Consider the following 17,126-nt stretch of genomic DNA (forward strand, 5'->3'; position numbering starts at 1 on the left):
CTTTTCCTTTCCGGTTTGCCTCCACGGACATGACGTTCGGATCACCCTTACGCCACCGGCGGTCCCAGCCAGATTTCTCCTGGATGGAACCAAGTCCGTGTGTGGAATGGCCGCGCATATAAAGCGAGGAATGAGAAAACGCAACCGTCCGGGTTAAACAACCTGTCTGCGCAGCTTCTCTCCTGGACGTTTTACACGCCGGTACACCGCAAGTATCTCGTCGCTGGTCACGGCCAGCGCACCAAGCCGGATGGCACGATCCCGCTCGAAGCCGGTAAGATCGTAGTGCGGCGCTGCCGTCTTCGGTGGCCCTTGATAGGACTGGCGTGTTATTCCCAACCTTGCCGCGAAGCGGTGAAGCTCTTCTTCAGAGTCGGCCAGTAAATGACACCATCGGCGACCGGCGAACGTCCAGATCGCGTCATCAACATATACCGCCATGACGAATTATTGCGGGCAGTCCTTTGCTGGCTCGAACATGGCAAGATCAACCAGCGTACCCGTCATCGAGAAGTCGCCATAATCCATGACGAGGTCACGTGTGACGCCGCTCTCATGCAATTTGAAGCTGATGCGGTAGGTCGGCACCTCTTCGCCCTGGTCACCGGCAAGGTCGAAATACGCAATGTCTACCGGCCAGAACTCATCCGCAGCGATCTTCTCCACGGCCTTGGCTTCCGGATCATTGGCCAGAACCTTCGCTCCACGGCCGATAATCACGGTCGTCGTCATGATTCGATCGGCATTTTCCGATCCGTCAAAGAGCGTCGTTTCGTAGAAGGTCTCACCGGCCCGGGCCTTATCCAGCAATTCAACCAGGTGCTGGGTCGGGAATTGGGTCTTCTCGAGCTCGACCTCTTGCTTCTCCGGCTTCTCGATGGAAACGACGGTCCCCTCACCCCCGGCCCTCGCGACACCCTTAAGCTCTGACTCTATCGCGCTATCAACGAAAGACCGGGTCATGAAGCTGAAGCTTTCCCCGTTCCCTTCCTCGAATGTCGTGGTCTGCTGGTCGGTAATACGGGTGACATCAGGAGTGTCTATCTGTGTCACGAATCGAAATGTCACCGTGTAACCGTCACATGACGAGCCAGCGAACTCATAGACCATTCGCCCCGAGATCCCGGTTATCCCGGAGCGGTCTGAAGCCGTGTCGAGCGCGAGATTATAGACGGCGCGGTGCGGTATCAGCGGTCCTGCATAGGCAGGCAGTCCGATGAAAATCGCTATAGGCAGTGTCAGGAACGCGGCGCGCATATGTACTCTCTCCGACGCGGCGATGCCGCAAACTGGTATTTAACAGAAAGCCTATTCGTGGCAGAAGCGGGGCACAGTGCGGCATAGCTGCCCTAATGGCGACAACCATAGGAAAGAGAGCATGAGCGACACAATCCAGAAACGCCTGTCCGACCTCGGCGTTACAATCCCCCCGGCGTCGGCTCCGGCAGCGAACTATGTTCCATTTGCCCAGAGTGGAAAGCTGCTCCTGACAGCAGGCCAATTGCCGCTGGTTGACGGCAAACTGATTGCCACCGGTCTGCTGGGACGAGATCTCGATACAACTGCCGGCCAGGAAGCTGCGCGGGCTTGTGCGATCAACGTACTGGCACAAATCCAGTCCGCAGTCGGAGATCTGGAGAACATCGCGAAGCTGGTGAAGATCACCGTCTTTGTCGCCTCCGCGCAGGATTTCTGCGAACAGCACATCGTGGCCAATGGCGCCTCCAACTTCCTCGCCGAGGTTCTGGGCGAGCGCGGGAAGCATGCACGCTCCGCAGTTGGCGTGGCGGTCCTACCCATGAATGCACCGGTTGAAGTCGAAGCGATCGTCGAACTGAAATAAATTCCGGCACCAACGCGGGCAACGAACATGACCGACATCTCCTGGCTGACGGCGCGACCAATCGCGCACCGTGGCTTCCACGACATGAATCGCACACGGTGGGAGAATACGCTCTCGGCGTTCAGCGCTGCGGTTGAACGCAACTACGCGATCGAGTGCGACGTGCACCTATCAGCGGATGGCGTGCCGATTGTGTTCCATGATGCCGACCTGGAACGTCTGACAGGGCGAAAAGGGTTTATTTACGAGAAGACCTGCGCCGAGATGGCCGCCCTGCGCATCGGTGGCACCGGTGATCATGCGCCCAGCCTTACAGAAGTCATTTCCCTCATTGATGGGAAAGTGCCAATTGTCATCGAACTCAAAGGGATAGAGGGAAAAGATAATGGTCTTGTTCAGGCGGTCGCCGCCGTTCTGAAGGACTATAAGGGTCACGCAGCGATCATGTCATTTGATCACTGGCTCGTTCGACGCTTTGCCTCGGATGCTCCAGGAATACCCGGCGGGCTGACAGCCGAGGGTAAAGGCGCCCGAGACCTGGAGCTACACTTCTCCATGCTCGCCCACCCGATTTCCTTCGTCTCGTTTGGCGTGAAGGACCTGCCCAACCCCTTTGTCAGCTTCGTCAGGGACAAGATGGGGTTGCCCGCCATAACTTGGACGGTACGCGATCAGGCGGCACGTGATGTCACCGCGCAATACGCAGACCAGGCCACGTTCGAGGGTTACGACGCGTAGGGCACACTTGCATCGCGGGCCGGGCAGCGTATCTATCCCGCATGGATACAAATTCACCACAGCAACCGCAGGACGAAGCTGGAAACTTCGTTCTCCGGGCAGCGACAGGAATGAACGACTTCACTCCTGACGAGTGGAACTCTCTATCCGGCTCATGCTCAAGTAATGCCTCAAATAAAGGCTATAACCCATTCATATCGCATTCCTTCTTATCTTCCTTGGAGGATAGTGGCTGCGCTAATGCACGGACCGGATGGTTGCCACGCCACCTGCGGCTTGAGGCACCAGACGGCACTTTGGCGGGTGCAGTTCCTTGTTATGTGAAGAGCCACAGCCAAGGCGAATATGTGTTCGATCATGGCTGGGCTGATGCCTTCGAACGGGCAGGCGGTTCCTACTACCCAAAGCTACAGGTAGCGGTTCCCTTCACGCCCGCGACCGGCCCTCGCCTCCTGGTTCATCAGAGTTTTGATTCGGCGGCGGTAAAGCTGGCATTGGCCCGTGGATTGCAAGCCTTATGCAACACGCTCGGCACATCGTCAGTCCACGTGACGTTTGCCGGAGACGCGGACATAGCGGCATTAGGCGCAGCCGGATATCTGCAGCGTATCGATCAGCAGTTCCATTTCTTTAACGAGGGCTACAGCTCTTACGACGATTTTCTGGGAAGTCTTGCGTCACGCAAGCGCAAGGCGCTGAAGCGCGAAAGGCGTGAAGCTCTTGATTCAGGCATCAACATCGAGTGGCTGACGGGAAGCGACCTCACAGAAGATGTCTGGGATCACTTCTTCTCGTTCTATATGGACACGGGAAGTCGCAAATGGGGCCGACCCTACCTCAACCGAAAGTTCTTCTCGTTACTTGGCGAGAGAATGGCTGATGACATCCTGCTGGTCATGGCCCGCCGCAGCAGCAGATACATTGCCGGCGCGATCAATTTCATAGGTTCCGACACCCTATACGGGCGAAACTGGGGCTGTATCGAAGATCACCCATTTCTGCATTTTGAGGTTTGCTACCATCAGGCGATCGACTTTGCGATTGGCAGGAAGCTGCGGGTCGTTGAGGCCGGAGCACAGGGCCAGCACAAAATCGCTCGTGGTTATCGCCCAGTCACGACTCACTCCGCCCACTACATCGCCCATCCCGGCCTCAGGCATGCTGTGGAGGACTATCTGGCGCAGGAACGCCGTGAGGTTGAAGAGGTGGGGAAGTGGCTGGATGATGCATTGCCCTTTCGACGCGAGACCTAGGGATCCCTAGGTTGACCCCGCAGGCCAATCGCCTATTGCCAAACGACCAGTATCACTGACCGCTATAGAGGCTTCGATGACCGCACCTGCCTATGATCCCGAAAACATCTTCGCCAAGATCCTGCGTGGCGACCTGCCGGCGCACAAAGTCTATGAGGATGAAGCAACCTTCGTTTTCATGGATATCATGCCACGTGGAGATGGGCACTGCCTCGTAATCCCGAAACTGGCGGCACGCAACATTCTTGACGTTGACGCGGAAAGCCTGGCTGCGGTGGCCCGTACCACCCAGAAGCTTGCTCGTGCGGTCAAGACCGCCTTCTCTGCCGATGGTGTGACCGTTCAGCAGTTCAACGAAACCGCAGGCGGACAGGTCGTGTTTCATCTCCATGTCCATGTGATCCCCCGCTTTGAAGGTGTCGCCCTGAAGCCACATACCGGCCAGATGGAAGACCAGGGCGTACTCGCCGCGAACGCGGAGAAGATCCGAGCGGCGCTTGCAGCGTAGACTTATACGTTAAGGTCGATCAGGGAGAGGCCGCCGATCAGTACGGCCTCTGCTACCACAATGCCGACGAGCACGAGCTTTCCGAATTTCAGATAAGCGATAAAGCCCAGCAGCACGGAAACGATCCGCAGGAGTAGTGGAGCATCTGCCAGGGCGCCGGTGGGAAATACGATCAAATTGCCGATCACTGCAGCGACGAGAGCAGTGGCCAGTGCTCTGATCAGAACCAATAGCTCCGAATCGTCCCTGATCCGCCCCCCCAGATAGACGCCGAGAAAACGCCAGATGTCAGTGGCGAGTGTACCGGCCGCCAAAACGAACAGGTATGGCCACCACCAGCTATCAAATGCGGTGAAGGTCATTCTGTACTCTGACCTTTGCGGGATCGGTGCAACAAATAGGCGGCGCCTCCGCCGATGGAGCCTGCCGCCATAAGGTCGAAGCCTGGCGTGATCAGATGAAACAAGGGGCCGAGAATCATTCCAAAGATCATCGCATAATGGCTCGCAGCTTCACGCGCAGACCCCCAGAGTGACGTCAGAAAATATATCGGGGTCAAAAGCAGCAAAGCAGCGGAGAGGATGGGCGGAAGACTTCCTGCGATCGCATAAACAAGCGCGACAACCAGCATATTGGCCACGACGAGTGAGCCGCCGAGCCCGGAATACCAGGATGTTCGCATCTCGCGCGGAATGTCCCTCACCTTTTCCATGGCGATGACCCATGATGTCACCGCCACAAAATGGGATAGGAGGTAAAGTGTCAGAGGACGGCCGCGGTCGCTGCGCAATTCAGGCATGAGAGCAACCACCATCGGCGTTAGTCTCACTGACGACAGTGCGACCGCCAGGGCAGCCGCTGGGAGCGAACTCCCCGCCATGATTGCGCCAATCAGCACGACCTTGGCGGGCAGTGCCCAGACCAGCCCCGTCATGAAGACAGCCTGTGCAACACTGACGCCCGCTTCGCGAGCAAGCCCGGCAAAGCCCACGAACGCGCTGATGAGAATCAGGCCGGGGACGGATACCGAGGCAACCATGCCGCGAAAGAACCAGCGGAAGTGATCGGGGGGCCCGGCAGGGTTGGCTAACGCATCGTCATTCATCAATCGCCAGATAGCACGCCAATTTGCCGCCTGCGATACTCAACCCTTGTACCAAGCCACCCCTTCTGGCGAGTCAGGTCGTCACGCCAAGCTCAACCAGACGCTCCACGCAGTTTTCTTCGGCGTCATCCAACTCAGCAAGCGTCTCTTCAAGATCGCGACGCTTTTGCCGAAGCTCCTCGCGCTTCTCTTCGATACGGCGGATCATGAGTTTCAGTTGTCCGACCTCGCCGGGAGGTTCCCGGTACATCTGAATGATCTCACGAATCTCCGCGATGGAGAAACCGAGGCGCTTCCCGCGGAGGATCTGACGAATTAGGTGGCGGTCCGATGGGCGAAACAGACGCGTACGTCCACGTCGAACGGGCGCAATAAGCCCTTCATCCTCGTAGAAACGTAGCGTCCGGGTGGAAATCCCGAACTCACGTGTCAACTCGGTGATCGTATAGTACTCGCGCATCTGAATTGTCCTGCCGTTCAATATTGGTTTGACACGGCATTTACGTAAAAGTCAATTTGCGCGACCTGCGCATTGAAAATCAGTGGATTAGATAAGTCCGAACCACCAGGTGGCGAGACCGAGGAAGGTGAAAAATCCAACCACATCTGTGATGGTGGTCACGAAGACAGCTGACGAGACGGCAGGGTCGGCGCCAGCCTTATCCAAGAGCAACGGCACCATGATGCCAGCGAGGGCTGCAACGAGAAGATTGACCACCATCGCAACAGCGATGATGCCGCCCAGATCCGGGCTGGAGAACCAGAACCCCGCGACCAGACCGATCAATGAGGCAAGGATCAGGCCGTTCAGGAGGCCGACGCCTATTTCACGCCGGATGATGCGCCCCGCATTATAGATGTCTAGGTCCCTTGTCGCCAGGGCGCGAACCGTAACTGTCATCGTTTGCGATCCGGCATTGCCCCCCATGCCGGCTACGATCGGCATCAGGATGGCGAGCGCGACGATTTCCTGGATTGTTGCATCGAACAAACCGATCACCGAAGCGGCAAGAAACGCCATGACGAGATTGATCAAGAGCCAGGGAATGCGGGAGCGCGACGTTGCGAGAACCGTATCAGAGAGTTCTTCGTCACCCACGCCGCCGAGGCGCATAAGATCCTCTTCCGCCTCTTCCTGAATGACATCGACAACGTCATCAATGGTCAGCACACCGACGAGGCGCTCGTTCTCATCCACGACCGCAGCGGAAAGAAGATCGTATTGCTCAAATTCGTGCGCGGCTTCTTCCTGGTCCATCGTTGCCGGAATCGCGTGCCGCGTCTCATGCATGATCTCCTCGACCTTTACCGCGCGCTGCGTGCGCAGGATCCGATCGAGGTCGATAGCGCCGAGAAGACGAAAGCTTGGGTCGATAACAAAGATCTGGCTGAATGAGTCGGGCAGATTGCTGTCTTCGCGCATATAGTCGATCGTCTGCCCGACGGTCCAAAATGGCGGGACCGCCACGAACTCCGTCTGCATCCGGCGCCCAGCCGATTCTTCCGGGTAGTCCAGGGAACGGCGCAGCCGGATTCGTTCGGTGAATGGAAGCTGGGCGAGGATCTCGTCCTGATCTTCCTGATCCAGGTCTTCCAGAATGTAGACGGCGTCGTCGGAATCCAGTTCCTGGACGGCCTGAGCAATCTGCGCATTCGGCAGGCTGTCGACAATGTCGAGGCGGATCGCTTCGTCAACCTCGGTCAGGGCCGTAAAGTCGAACGCAGACCCCATCAGTTCAACAAGTGCCAAGCGCTGTTCTGGAGAAAGGGCCTCCAGAAGGTCACCGACTTCCGACTGGTGAAGAACACCGACCTCTTCGGTCAGAACCGCTTTATCGCGATCATTGATCGCAGACGTGACCCGATTGAGAAACTCGGCACGCAAGACACCGGTTTCATCATAGATACCGTCTTCGATCATCGCGTCGCGCGGATCAAATTCAGGAGGCCGGTTATGCGAATTATCCAATAGCGCCTCCCGCTTTTTTCCTGTGTTCGAAGACGTTTACCCCGGTGAGATTCACTGAGGAACCCATCTGCATCATCTGGGATGCGGATAGCAAGGCGGTGTTGCAAGCTGGCAACCAGCAACGCACAAGGGTCCCAGAGGTTGCTCGTCATGATTGCCGCGCGCCGACTTGGCGGCCAGCTGGAATCAGTCTAGCCAATCCGTATCTTCAAGTTCGATAAGGAGGAGATTTATGTTCAGCCACATAGTGGTCGGCGCGAACGACATCCAAGCGTCAAAGAATTTTTACGATGCCATTTTTCTCGCTGCAGGCGGTGAGGAAGCTCAGGTCGATCCCAAGGGGCGGCTCATTTATGCCAAGGACGGCATGCGCTTCATGGTCACCAAGCCGCTCAATGGCGAGCCCGCAACCGGAGCAAATGGCGGCACAATCGGCTTCACGATGAAGTCGCCGGAAATGGTGGAAGCATGGCACACCGCGGGTATCGCCAATGGCGGATCCACCTGCGAAAATCCTCCGGGCGTCCGCGAGGTCGGCCCACGCAAGCTTTATCTCGCCTATCTTCGCGATCCGGCGGGCAACAAGCTGTGTGCTGGCGCACCCGCAGCTGAATGAAACAGAAGCGAGCGGGCCCCGGCCCGCTTTTTCTTTGACCAATAGGCTTATGTTGCGGGCGGGAGACTAGGTGTCAGCTGCGGTCGGAATTGTAGCTGCAGTCACGGCACAAAATCGCTTCGGCAAAGCGCCGGCATCGACGTCACGCCAGCTGTGCTAACATGTACGGGATTCTGTCGGGGTCGGAACTAGGTGGACCGCTTGTCTCAGTAGGTAAGTCTGAGAATTCAACCACTTGGGTTGTAATGGTGCGGTCGAGAAGACTCGAACTTCCACGGGTTGCCCCACAGCGACCTCAACGCTGCGCGTCTACCAATTCCGCCACGACCGCATCATGACAGGGGCCGGTTGCGACCGGCAACGGGCATGTACCAAATCACCCCTACCCGCACAAGTGGCGAATTCAAACTTTCGCGAATAATTTTCAGAAACCTCGTTTTTGTCGCTACGCGTGCGAGATAACGACCGAAACGCCTTGAAAACGCACAGGAAACTGGAAATAGCTCCTCCTAAATGTCATATGCTTTCGGCGAGCGGCATCCCGAATGGCCGCATTTAATGGAATCGGTGCCGACTCATGTCCAAACGCAGCCTCCTCAACACGTCCTTCAAGCCCATCGAGGGAAGTGCGCCAGTCGAATGGCGCGTTGAACCTGGCCTCACCGAATATGAGAGCGCGCTTTCGTTTATGGAGAGCAGGGCTGCAGCGATCCGAAATGACGGAGCCGCAGAAATGGTATGGCTGGTTGAGCACCCGCCTCTTTATACGGCTGGTTCAAGCGCTGATGCGAAAGACCTTATCGATCCGGAGCGCTTCCCGGTCTACGATGCGGGACGCGGGGGCGAATACACCTATCATGGCCCCGGACAAAGGGTCGCCTATTTCATGCTCGACCTGAAACGCCGCCGTGAAGACGTAAGGGCGTTCGTGGCTGCGTTAGAAGAATGTATCATTCGCTCGCTTTCCGCGTTCAACGTGAAAGGCGAACGTCGTGAAGATCGCGTCGGCGTATGGGTAGTTCGCCCGGATCGTCCACCCCTCCCCGGCGGGGAGCCCGCCGAAGACAAGATTGCAGCAATCGGCATTCGGCTACGGCGCTGGGTCACCTTCCATGGCATTGCGGTAAATGTCGAACCCGACCTGTCGCATTTCGGCGGCATCGTGCCTTGCGGAATCCAAGGCTACGGAGTCACCAGCCTGGTGGACCTCGGCCTGCCCATCACCATGAGTGACTACGACATCGCACTCAAAGCCGCCTTTGAGGATGTATTCGGGGAAGTCGTACCCGTTTTGTTCTAAAACGAGCCGATCAAAAGCGCCATCGCAGTGACGAACGCGCTGACCGAGACCAAGGAAGCGACATCCTGGAGAAATTCAGACATAACCCACTCCTGTTTCACGTTATGTCTGGATAATGTTCTCTCTTTGTTCTCGTGTCAAGCGTTTGATTCGGATGGGCGCCGTCGCCTGGCCTTATGTGCCGCGCGACGACGCACTGTAATTCACGCTTGTTTCATGCCCGCCTTGAAGCGCTTGGCGTTCTCGACGTAAAGATCGGCAGACTTCTTCAGCTCCACCACCGCGTTTTCGTCCAGTTGACGAACGACCTTTGCCGGAACCCCGACAATCAGCGAGTTGTCCGGAAATTCCTTGCCTTCGGTGACGAGGGCGCCCGCGCCGATCAGACAATTATTGCCGATCTTGGCGCCGTTGAGGACGATCGCGCCCATGCCAATCAGGGTGTTATCTCCAATCGTGCATCCGTGAAGAATCGCTCTGTGGCCAACCGTGCAGTCTTTGCCGACTGAGAGGGGAAATCCCATGTCGGTGTGCAACATGCTGTGCTCCTGGATATTGGTACGGTCACCGATCGAGATCTGTTCGTTGTCGCCACGAAGCACCGCGCCGAACCAGACACCCGTCTCCTTGCCCAGTTTTACCTTTCCGATAACCGAAGCATCCGGAGCGATCCAGGTGCTCTCCTCATCAACGAGTTCTGGCCTAACGCCATCGAGCGTATATAGCGGCATGATATCCTCCTATGCGGCTTTCGAGGCTACCCTTAGGTGAGCAGTGCAGCGCTACGCAAGGGGCGCGCGTCAGTCTTTCTTTGGATGAGCGCGCGTCACTACTCCCCTGCCCGTCAACGTTGTTTACCTGCCATTTACCATGATGGATCATGGGTGGAAGCTCTGGCCAGGGGCATCCGTTGCACAGCGAAGCTACAGATACATTTGAAGATTATTCGCCGAGGCGAGCACGCAGACGTCTGCTGGCGCGCCTCGGGCTACTTCTCGTGATCCTTGTGCTGGTTGCGGCCGGGATCAGTGTAGCGGGACGTTGGTATGGAAAGTCGCTTGCGATGGGCGGACACACCGACGAGACAACGGTATTCCAGATCGAACTCGGCAGTGATGTGTTGCGCGTGCCAGCCAACATGATCCGCTTCGAGCATGCACGACGCCACGGTGCGGTCGCTAAGCTGGATCTTTACATGCGCTGGCCGCAGATGGACGGTTTCTCACTCGAGGCCCGTCACGCGTTCAATCACGAGAACGGATCTCGCGAGCTCCTCTTCCTCTCCGTCGAAGAACGGATGATGTCTCGAGACATGTCCGGCCGTTACGAGCCCATTTACAAGGCGATGGTCTCGGAGCCAGGACGAAAGGGCCCAGCCGGGCTCATGGTCTATAGCTTTCCTGAGGGCACGGGCTATGTGGACGAATTGCTCGTCGTCGAAAACTCCGACAGCGCGGCCCCTTTTGTCATGCGCTGCCTGTCTGGAGCGCAGGCACGCGATTCTTTGGCACCTTGCGAGCGCGACATACATCTTGGGCGCGGTTTGTCGCTCACCTATAGAATGCCGGCCTCGCTCGCCAGCTCGTGGCGCGAGGTGGATGCAGCCGTCAAAGAAGCTGCGGAAAGCTTTCTTGCAAACTAGATGAGCTACGATCGGTTCAACTGGCCGGACCGTAGATCTCGTCCGCTCGCTTTTCGAACGCCTCAGCAAACATGCGAAAGGCGCGATCGAACATTGCGCCCATGAGCCCGCCCAGAACTCGACTTTTGAATTCATAGTCGATGAAGAAGCCGACTTCAGTGCCGCCTCCTGGCAGAGCCTCAAACCGCCACGTGTTCACCAGATACTTGAACGGTCCGTCGATGTATTTCACATCGATCCGGCTATCGGCGGGCTTGAGAACCACCTGACTAGTGAAGGTCTCACGCAGAGCCTTGAAGCCAACGGTCATGTCCGCCACGAGCAGCGTTACGCCGTCCCGCTCCCGGCGCGAGCGGATCGAGAGCGCTTCGCACATCGGAAGAAACTCGGGATACTTCTCAATATCCGCCACAAGGGCGAACATTTGAGCAGGTGAGTGCTGGACGGTCCTGGTGGTTTCGAAACTTGGCATTCGCGAAGGGCTACACTTTGTCAGATAGTTCGGCAAGCAGCGCGTTAACGTCTGTGGCCGTGTCGTACTCCAAGACGTTCAACGTGCCGCGATAGGCTTCAAGGCTTGCGGCGATTTCGGGCGTGACCAGCCTGTCGAAGGTCCAGGTATATCGCAGGAAATCCAAATCGAACCGCTCGGGACAATCGTCAGCCATCTCGGGACGGCTACGGCCAGTGTAGCGACGCCATCGCTGCAAGATCCGCCACAGGCAGAGCGAGCGTGGGAGCCGAAGCCAGATCACGAGATCCGCCCGCGTCAGCCGCAAATCCAGCGTCCGCAAGCCAGTTCCATCTATGAGCCAGCGGTCGCCCGCGATTGCCTTCGTCACAAGGTCCAGCGTCTCGTCGCGCGGTCGCAATTGCCAACCAGGCAACCAGAAAAACTCCCGGTCCATCGATATGTATTTCAGACCGAAGCGCTGTGCGATCCGTTGCGACAAGGTGGACTTGCCGCTGCCAGGTGACCCGAGAACAAGAATTCGGCGGGCCCTTGATAGGAGCCCGACCGCCTCATCTATCCTCACGCGGTAGCGACGAGCTTCCTGGCCCGCGCCTCACGCAAGCGTGCGAAGTCATCGCCTGCATGATGCGACGAACGCGTCAGAGGGCTCGACGAGACCATGAGGAAGCCCTTTGTGTAGGCCACCGTCTCGAAAGATTTGAACTCGTCCGGAGTGACGAACTTTTTCACCGGATGATGCTTTCGCGTCGGCGCGAGGTACTGGCCGATGGTGATGAAATCCACGTCGGCAGTCCGCAAGTCATCCATCAGCTGCAGCACTTCGTTACGCTCTTCACCGAGCCCGACCATGATGCCGGATTTCGTGAAGATCGTGGGATCCAGTTCCTTCACACGCTGCAGAAGACGCAGTGAGTGGAAGTAGCGAGCGCCCGGGCGAACAGTCAGATAGTTCGAAGGTACGGTCTCAAGATTGTGATTGAAGACGTCCGGCTTGGCGGCGACAACAATCTCCAGTGCATTCGCCGCATCCTTACGCAGGAAGTCCGGCGTCAGAATTTCGATGGTTGTCTCTGGAGATGCGGCACGGATCGCGTGGATCACGTCGGCAAAGTGCTGCGCGCCGCCGTCATGGAGATCGTCGCGGTCCACCGAAGTTATGACCACATGGCTGAGTGCCATCTGCTTGACGGCCTTCGCCACGTTCACCGGTTCTTCCGGATCAAGCGCGGTAGGAATACCAGTTGCAACGTTACAGAAGGCGCAGGCACGGGTGCAGATCTCGCCCATGATCATGAAGGTCGCGTGCTTCTTGTCCCAGCATTCGCCGATGTTGGGACAGCCAGCCTCCTCGCACACCGTGACGAGCTTGTTGTTCTTCACGATGTCGCGAGTCTCAAGATAACCGCGTGAGACGGGAGCCTTGACGCGGATCCACTCAGGTTTGCGTAGCACCTCCTGATCGGGCCGATGGGCCTTCTCCGGGTGGCGGGGCCTTGGCTTATCGACCAGATTTACGACGGTGACCATGACTGACCTTCCTGCTTGCGTCCGGCTCATATAGGCCGTGGTAGGGCGGTTTGAAACCGCCCTCGCCTGCTACATGTTCAACGCTTTGCCATACGCGTCGAGCACGCTTTCCTTCATCATCTCGGAGAGGGTCGGATGCGGGAATACGGTGTGCATCAGTTCCTCTTCAGTCGTCTCAAGGTTCATCGCAACGACAAACCCCTGAATGAGTTCGGTGACTTCAGCACCAACCATATGTGCACCTAGCAATTGGCCGGTCTTCTTGTCAAAAATAGTCTTCACCAGCCCCTGATCTTCGCCCAGTGCAACCGCCTTGCCGTTCGCCAAGAACGGGAAGCGTCCGACACGGATGTCATAGCCAGCTTCCTTGGCCTTGGCTTCGGTCAGTCCGACCGATGCGACCTGAGGGTTGCAATAGGTGCAGCCTGGCACAAGCGAACGGTCAAGCGGATGCGGATGAAGCCCTGCGATCTTTTCGACGCAGATGACCGCTTCGTGCTCGGCTTTGTGCGCCAGCATCGGAGGTCCGGCGACGTCACCAATGGCGTAGACCCCCGCGACATTGGTGCGGCAGAACTCGTCGATCGCGATTGCACCGCGCTCAAGCTTGACCCCGACAGCTTCCAGTCCAAGGTTCTCGGTGTTGCACTGGACGCCGACAGCCGAGATCAGGCGATCGGCGGTAAGCTTTTCGACCGAACCATCCTTTTTCTCGATATGCGCGGTGATCGAATTGGCTGACTTCTCAACCTTCGTCACCTTGGCTTCGAGAATGAACTTCATGCCCAGCTTCTCAAGGCGCTTTTGCGCGAAAGTCGAGATTTCCTTGTCCTCGACCGGCATGATCTGCGGCATCAATTCTACGACGGTGACGTCCACGCCGAGCGTCCGATAGAACGAAGCGAACTCAATGCCGATCGCGCCCGAGCCCATGACCAGCAGCGACTTTGGCAGTTCCTGCGGAACCATCGCCTCGAAATAGGTCCAGATCAGCTTGCCATCCGGCTCAATGCCCGGCAGCGCGCGCGGACGGGCGCCCGTAGCGACAATTATGTGCTTGGCCTTGTAGGTTCCCGCACCCTTGACGTTCTTCGGCTGCGGCGCTTGCGGCTGCATTGGCTGCTTCGAGGTCGGCGATACGACGATCTCGTTTGGCTTGGTAAGCTTGGCTTCGCCCCAGATGATGTCGACCTTGTTCTTCTTCATCAGCATACCGACGCCGCCGTTCATGCGCTCAGCGATCCCACGCGAACGCTTTACGATGGCTGTGACGTCCGGCTTTGCCGACGCGATTTCCAGGCCGTATTCCTTGGCGTGAGTCGCCAGATGCAGCACTTCGGCCGAACGCAGCAGCGCCTTGGTCGGAATGCAGCCCCAGTTGGAGCAAATGCCGGCCAGATGCTCACGCTCGACAATCGCTGTCTTCAGCCCCAGTTGTGCGGCACGGATCGCCGCAATGTAACCGCCGGGTCCGGCCCCGATGATAATGACGTCATAGCTTTCGGCCACGGCCGGTCTCCTATTCTATAGTCCAAGCATCACACGCACGATCGGCTCAATGCCTCGCCCAATCGCGCGCGTGTTTTCGGCATCCAGATGGACGCCGTCGATGGGGGTTGTTCTTGCAACAGATCCAGCATCGAAAAAGCCGCAACCGGCTTCGTCGGCGAGATCAGCATAAAGGCTCGCGATCATCTTCGACTGCTCGACGCCGCCGGCAAACATGGCGGCAAATTCAGGATGGGCCGTTTCGCAGAGGGGTGGTGGCGCCACGACCAGAACCGCCGGCGGCTCTTCCGTTCCATCCCGGAAAGGGCTCGTCCTGACGATTTCCACGAGACGACGCATCCCCTGCATCGCCGCCAGTGCAGTGCCCGCAATTGCGGGCTTCATGTCGTTCGATCCGAGCATCAAAATGACCAGATCAAGGGGCGCATGGGCGTAAAGCGTCGTAGGCAAGATGCGCACGCCATTACGGTCGCACGCAGCCATATGTTCATCGAAACCTGTGGTACGGCCCCGAAGACCATCCGTGATGACGTCAACCGTATGGCCTAAGGCCTTTTGCAAGACGTTTGGCCAGCGGTCTTCGTATGCGTGCCTTCCGCCGGTCTCGGCATTGGTGCCCCATGTGATCGAGTCGCCGTAGCAGAGGATGGTCTTCATCGATGTGCCTATCCGATCCGTTAATACCTAACGGAGATTACGCAGCCCAAGAGCGGTGAAAAGGAAAAGCACACCGTTCGAGATCAGCTCGATACCAAGCAGAATTCCAAGAACCTGCGTTGCGGCAGCAAAGATATCCGCAAATATCATCACGCCGAGTACCAGCGACACGATACCCGAGAGCAGTACCCAGCCCCAGCCGGTGACCGGCCGGAGCGAAAAGGACAGCATCACTTTCACAATGCCGGTCACAATGAAAAGGACCGCCACCAACATGGTCAGGGATACCATCCCTGCCAGCGGGTTGAAGATAAGCGACACACCGACAGCCAGCGTCAGCAGACCGAAGAGAAGTGCCCAGATGAATCCACCCCAGCCTTTGATCTGGAATGACTGGATCACCTGCATTGCACCGAGAAAGGCAAATGCCCAACCGGCCATCATTGTCGCGGCCAGCGTGGCCGCGAAAGGGTTGAGCAACGCCAAAACGCCCCCAACCAGCGAGATGACGGCAAATGCCGCCATCCAGCCCCATGATTTCTTCAGTCCTGCTTCAGTCGCTGTCGTTGTCATGTAACGGTCCTCCACAGCAGGTGCCGCACCTAATGTCCGGCCCTTAGACAAGCATCGTAAATGGCGCCTCCACGTAGCGCTTGAACGCGGCCAAAAGCTCGGCACCAAGTGCACCGTCAACCGCACGATGATCAGTCGAGAGGGTGACCGACATTACGTTGGCGAGCACGATCTGACCGTTCTTGACCACAGCCCGCTCTTCGCCTGCACCAACGGCCAAAATGGTCGCGTGCGGCGGATTGATGACTGCGGCGAAGTCCTTGATCCCGAACATTCCAAGGTTGGACACCGCGGTGGTCCCGCCCTGGTATTCTTCGGGCTTCAGCTTCCGGCTGCGCGCACGCACGGCCAAATCCTTCATCTCGTTGGAGATTGCAGAGAGTGTTTTCTCTTCAGCCTTCCGAACGATCGGAGTGATCAAGCCACCGGGGATCGAGACCGCGACACCGACGTCTGCGTGCTTATGTTTCAGCATGCCGCCTTCGGTCCAGGATACATTTGCATCCGGCACAGCCTTGAGCGCGAGGGCCATGGCCTTGATGACCATGTCATTGACGGACAGCTTGTAGGCAGGCGCCTCGCCCTTCTCCGTCTTGATCATCGGCGCGGCATCGTTGAGCTGCTTGCGCAGTGCAAGTAGCGCATCAATCTCGCAATCAAGCGTCAGGTAGAAATGCGGGACCGTGCTCTTGGCCTCTACCAGACGACGCGCGATGGTCTTGCGCATGTTGTCGTGCGGAATGACCTCATAGGTGCCTTCCTCGAACAGCTTGAGGACAGCATCGTCCGACATGCCCTTCGGAGCCGTTGGAGCTCCAGCGGCTGCAGGAGCATCAGCGGATTTAGCAGCCGGAGCCGCTTTGACACCGCCAGCGATTGCAGCTTCTACGTCAGCCTTGACCACACGACCCTTAGGACCCGTGCCGGTAACCGCGGCAACGTCGATGCCTGCATCCTTGGCAATACGGCGTGCAAGCGGCGAAGCGAAGACACGCTCGCCTGAGGAGGTCTCCGCTTTAGCAACCGGCGCCTCGGCAGGCTTTGCGACAGGAGTCGCAGCAGCAGCAACTGCTTCCTGTTTCGGCTCCTGCGGCTTGGCTACTTCAGCCTTTGGCGACGGAGCAGCAACGGCGTCTCCGGCACCTGCTGCGGCCGCAGCCAAATCCTCGCCGTCTTCGGCGAGGATTGCGATCAACGAATTGACCTTGACGCCCTCGGTGCCTGCGGCAACCACGAGCTTTGCTACTGTGCCCTCGTCGACGGCTTCGACTTCCATCGTCGCCTTATCGGTCTCGATTTCGGCAATCACGTCGCCGGGGGAAACCTTGTCGCCTTCCTTCACCAGCCACTTGGCGAGGTTGCCCTCCTCCATGGTGGGTGAAAGCGCGGGCATTGTGATGTTGATCGGCAT

At 57.8% G+C, this 17,126-nt stretch carries 21 protein-coding genes and 1 tRNA gene; 7 read left to right on the plus strand and 15 right to left on the minus strand.

Translation table 11 applies throughout. The features are described from left to right. Positions 1-153: 153 nt before the first annotated feature. On the minus strand, positions 154-441 hold the full coding sequence (locus IOD40_RS02505; protein WP_198473926.1) for a DUF4031 domain-containing protein: 288 nt from the start codon (positions 439-441) through the stop codon (positions 154-156). Positions 442-447: 6 nt separating this feature from the next. Continuing rightward, positions 448-1,257, minus strand: coding sequence for a cell envelope integrity EipB family protein (locus tag IOD40_RS02510; RefSeq protein WP_198473928.1), 810 nt, complete (start codon positions 1,255-1,257; stop codon positions 448-450). A 121-nt stretch (positions 1,258-1,378) separates the two neighbouring features. On the opposite strand from IOD40_RS02510, the gene IOD40_RS02515 reads away from it, so the two are divergent. From IOD40_RS02515 to IOD40_RS02530, 4 genes are all read left to right on the plus strand, one after another. Further along, the gene (locus IOD40_RS02515; protein ID WP_198473930.1) at positions 1,379-1,843 is read left to right on the plus strand and encodes a RidA family protein; all 465 of its coding nucleotides are present in this window, start codon (positions 1,379-1,381) and stop codon (positions 1,841-1,843) included. Positions 1,844-1,870: 27 nt separating this feature from the next. Further along, positions 1,871-2,581, plus strand: coding sequence for a glycerophosphodiester phosphodiesterase (locus IOD40_RS02520; RefSeq protein ID WP_198473932.1), 711 nt, complete (start codon positions 1,871-1,873; stop codon positions 2,579-2,581). A gap of 110 nt (positions 2,582-2,691) precedes the next feature. Continuing rightward, positions 2,692-3,834: a GNAT family N-acetyltransferase gene (locus IOD40_RS02525; RefSeq protein WP_407649055.1), complete on the plus strand. Its 1,143-nt coding sequence runs from the start codon at positions 2,692-2,694 to the stop codon at positions 3,832-3,834. A 76-nt stretch (positions 3,835-3,910) separates the two neighbouring features. Then, the gene (locus tag IOD40_RS02530) at positions 3,911-4,342 is read left to right on the plus strand and encodes an HIT family protein (protein ID WP_198473936.1); all 432 of its coding nucleotides are present in this window, start codon (positions 3,911-3,913) and stop codon (positions 4,340-4,342) included. A gap of 2 nt (positions 4,343-4,344) precedes the next feature. Here the strand turns inward: IOD40_RS02530 and IOD40_RS02535 are convergent, their stop codons facing one another. From IOD40_RS02535 to mgtE, 4 genes are all read right to left on the minus strand, one after another. Continuing rightward, on the minus strand, positions 4,345-4,704 hold the full coding sequence (locus IOD40_RS02535; RefSeq protein WP_198473938.1) for an AzlD domain-containing protein: 360 nt from the start codon (positions 4,702-4,704) through the stop codon (positions 4,345-4,347). Beyond that, positions 4,701-5,447 (minus strand): AzlC family ABC transporter permease, encoded by a 747-nt coding sequence (locus IOD40_RS02540; RefSeq protein ID WP_198473940.1) that lies wholly within the window; start codon positions 5,445-5,447, stop codon positions 4,701-4,703. The genes IOD40_RS02535 and IOD40_RS02540 overlap by 4 nt, the downstream gene beginning before the upstream one ends. Before the next feature lie 73 nt (positions 5,448-5,520). Further along, positions 5,521-5,907: a MerR family transcriptional regulator gene (locus IOD40_RS02545; RefSeq protein WP_198473942.1), complete on the minus strand. Its 387-nt coding sequence runs from the start codon at positions 5,905-5,907 to the stop codon at positions 5,521-5,523. A gap of 87 nt (positions 5,908-5,994) precedes the next feature. Beyond that, positions 5,995-7,368, minus strand: a complete 1,374-nt coding sequence (gene mgtE, locus IOD40_RS02550; RefSeq protein WP_198474255.1) for a magnesium transporter — start codon at positions 7,366-7,368, stop codon at positions 5,995-5,997. Between the two features lie 280 nt (positions 7,369-7,648). Here mgtE and IOD40_RS02555 point away from each other — a divergent pair, with 280 nt between their 5' ends. Further along, a complete protein-coding gene (locus IOD40_RS02555) occupies positions 7,649-8,032 on the plus strand; it encodes a VOC family protein (RefSeq protein ID WP_198473943.1) in 384 nt (127 codons plus the stop codon). A 246-nt stretch (positions 8,033-8,278) separates the two neighbouring features. Here the strand turns inward: IOD40_RS02555 and IOD40_RS02560 are convergent. Then, positions 8,279-8,363: transfer RNA gene (locus tag IOD40_RS02560), tRNA-Leu, on the minus strand. Positions 8,364-8,609: 246 nt separating this feature from the next. Between IOD40_RS02560 and lipB the strand changes: the two genes are divergently transcribed. Next, a complete protein-coding gene (gene lipB, locus IOD40_RS02565) occupies positions 8,610-9,332 on the plus strand; it encodes a lipoyl(octanoyl) transferase LipB (protein WP_198473945.1) in 723 nt (240 codons plus the stop codon). Positions 9,333-9,535: 203 nt separating this feature from the next. Here the strand turns inward: lipB and IOD40_RS02570 are convergent, their stop codons facing one another. Beyond that, positions 9,536-10,063, minus strand: coding sequence for a gamma carbonic anhydrase family protein (locus tag IOD40_RS02570; protein WP_198473947.1), 528 nt, complete (start codon positions 10,061-10,063; stop codon positions 9,536-9,538). Between the two features lie 149 nt (positions 10,064-10,212). On the opposite strand from IOD40_RS02570, the gene IOD40_RS02575 reads away from it, so the two are divergent. Continuing rightward, positions 10,213-10,974 (plus strand): hypothetical protein, encoded by a 762-nt coding sequence (locus IOD40_RS02575; protein ID WP_198473949.1) that lies wholly within the window; start codon positions 10,213-10,215, stop codon positions 10,972-10,974. 16 nt (positions 10,975-10,990) lie between these two features. Here IOD40_RS02575 and IOD40_RS02580 read toward each other — a convergent pair whose 3' ends face one another. The 7 genes from IOD40_RS02580 to IOD40_RS02610 all read right to left on the minus strand — a co-directional run bounded on the left by IOD40_RS02580 (position 10,991) and on the right by IOD40_RS02610 (position 17,126). Then, positions 10,991-11,446, minus strand: coding sequence for a type II toxin-antitoxin system RatA family toxin (locus tag IOD40_RS02580; RefSeq protein ID WP_198473951.1), 456 nt, complete (start codon positions 11,444-11,446; stop codon positions 10,991-10,993). Positions 11,447-11,456: 10 nt separating this feature from the next. After that, entirely contained in the window at positions 11,457-12,011 is a 555-nt protein-coding gene (locus IOD40_RS02585; RefSeq protein WP_198473953.1) for an AAA family ATPase, read from the minus strand. Continuing rightward, positions 12,008-12,976 carry a lipoyl synthase gene (gene lipA, locus IOD40_RS02590; protein ID WP_198473955.1) on the minus strand — a complete coding sequence of 323 codons (969 nt, stop codon included), beginning with the start codon at positions 12,974-12,976 and terminating at the stop codon, positions 12,008-12,010. Before lipA ends, IOD40_RS02585 begins: the two co-directional genes overlap by 4 nt. A 69-nt stretch (positions 12,977-13,045) precedes the next feature. Beyond that, entirely contained in the window at positions 13,046-14,485 is a 1,440-nt protein-coding gene (gene lpdA / locus IOD40_RS02595) for a dihydrolipoyl dehydrogenase (RefSeq protein WP_198473957.1), read from the minus strand. Between the two features lie 15 nt (positions 14,486-14,500). Further along, on the minus strand, positions 14,501-15,142 hold the full coding sequence (locus IOD40_RS02600; RefSeq protein WP_198473959.1) for an SGNH/GDSL hydrolase family protein: 642 nt from the start codon (positions 15,140-15,142) through the stop codon (positions 14,501-14,503). Positions 15,143-15,169: 27 nt separating this feature from the next. Then, complete coding sequence (locus IOD40_RS02605; protein WP_198473961.1) at positions 15,170-15,715, minus strand: HdeD family acid-resistance protein; 546 nt, start codon at positions 15,713-15,715, stop codon at positions 15,170-15,172. Between the two features lie 43 nt (positions 15,716-15,758). Continuing rightward, positions 15,759-17,126, minus strand: coding sequence for a pyruvate dehydrogenase complex dihydrolipoamide acetyltransferase (locus IOD40_RS02610; protein WP_198473963.1), 1,368 nt, complete (start codon positions 17,124-17,126; stop codon positions 15,759-15,761).

The organism is Aquamicrobium zhengzhouense (assembly GCF_016124105.1).
Lineage (GTDB): Bacteria > Pseudomonadota > Alphaproteobacteria > Rhizobiales > Rhizobiaceae > Aerobium > Aerobium zhengzhouense.

Excerpts from the sequence above, each read along its gene's own strand:
- IOD40_RS02575 (WP_198473949.1), top strand. The coding sequence starts at position 10,213 with ATGGGTGGAAGCTCTGGCCAGGGGCATCCGTTGCACAGCGAAGCTACA.
- IOD40_RS02530 (WP_198473936.1), top strand. The coding sequence starts at position 3,911 with ATGACCGCACCTGCCTATGATCCCGAAAACATCTTCGCCAAGATCCTG.
- IOD40_RS02505 (WP_198473926.1), bottom strand. The coding sequence starts at position 441 with ATGGCGGTATATGTTGATGACGCGATCTGGACGTTCGCCGGTCGCCGA.
- IOD40_RS02540 (WP_198473940.1), bottom strand. The coding sequence starts at position 5,447 with ATGAATGACGATGCGTTAGCCAACCCTGCCGGGCCCCCCGATCACTTC.
- lipA (WP_198473955.1), bottom strand. The coding sequence starts at position 12,976 with ATGGTCACCGTCGTAAATCTGGTCGATAAGCCAAGGCCCCGCCACCCG.
- IOD40_RS02610 (WP_198473963.1), bottom strand. The coding sequence starts at position 17,126 with ATGCCGATCAACATCACAATGCCCGCGCTTTCACCCACCATGGAGGAG.
- IOD40_RS02570 (WP_198473947.1), bottom strand. The coding sequence starts at position 10,063 with ATGCCGCTATATACGCTCGATGGCGTTAGGCCAGAACTCGTTGATGAG.
- IOD40_RS02600 (WP_198473959.1), bottom strand. The coding sequence starts at position 15,142 with ATGAAGACCATCCTCTGCTACGGCGACTCGATCACATGGGGCACCAAT.
- IOD40_RS02510 (WP_198473928.1), bottom strand. The coding sequence starts at position 1,257 with ATGCGCGCCGCGTTCCTGACACTGCCTATAGCGATTTTCATCGGACTG.
- IOD40_RS02580 (WP_198473951.1), bottom strand. The coding sequence starts at position 11,446 with ATGCCAAGTTTCGAAACCACCAGGACCGTCCAGCACTCACCTGCTCAA.
- IOD40_RS02545 (WP_198473942.1), bottom strand. The coding sequence starts at position 5,907 with ATGCGCGAGTACTATACGATCACCGAGTTGACACGTGAGTTCGGGATT.
- IOD40_RS02555 (WP_198473943.1), top strand. The coding sequence starts at position 7,649 with ATGTTCAGCCACATAGTGGTCGGCGCGAACGACATCCAAGCGTCAAAG.
- IOD40_RS02515 (WP_198473930.1), top strand. The coding sequence starts at position 1,379 with ATGAGCGACACAATCCAGAAACGCCTGTCCGACCTCGGCGTTACAATC.
- IOD40_RS02525 (WP_407649055.1), top strand. The coding sequence starts at position 2,692 with ATGAACGACTTCACTCCTGACGAGTGGAACTCTCTATCCGGCTCATGC.
- mgtE (WP_198474255.1), bottom strand. The coding sequence starts at position 7,368 with ATGATCGAAGACGGTATCTATGATGAAACCGGTGTCTTGCGTGCCGAG.
- IOD40_RS02520 (WP_198473932.1), top strand. The coding sequence starts at position 1,871 with ATGACCGACATCTCCTGGCTGACGGCGCGACCAATCGCGCACCGTGGC.
- IOD40_RS02535 (WP_198473938.1), bottom strand. The coding sequence starts at position 4,704 with ATGACCTTCACCGCATTTGATAGCTGGTGGTGGCCATACCTGTTCGTT.
- IOD40_RS02605 (WP_198473961.1), bottom strand. The coding sequence starts at position 15,715 with ATGACAACGACAGCGACTGAAGCAGGACTGAAGAAATCATGGGGCTGG.
- lipB (WP_198473945.1), top strand. The coding sequence starts at position 8,610 with ATGTCCAAACGCAGCCTCCTCAACACGTCCTTCAAGCCCATCGAGGGA.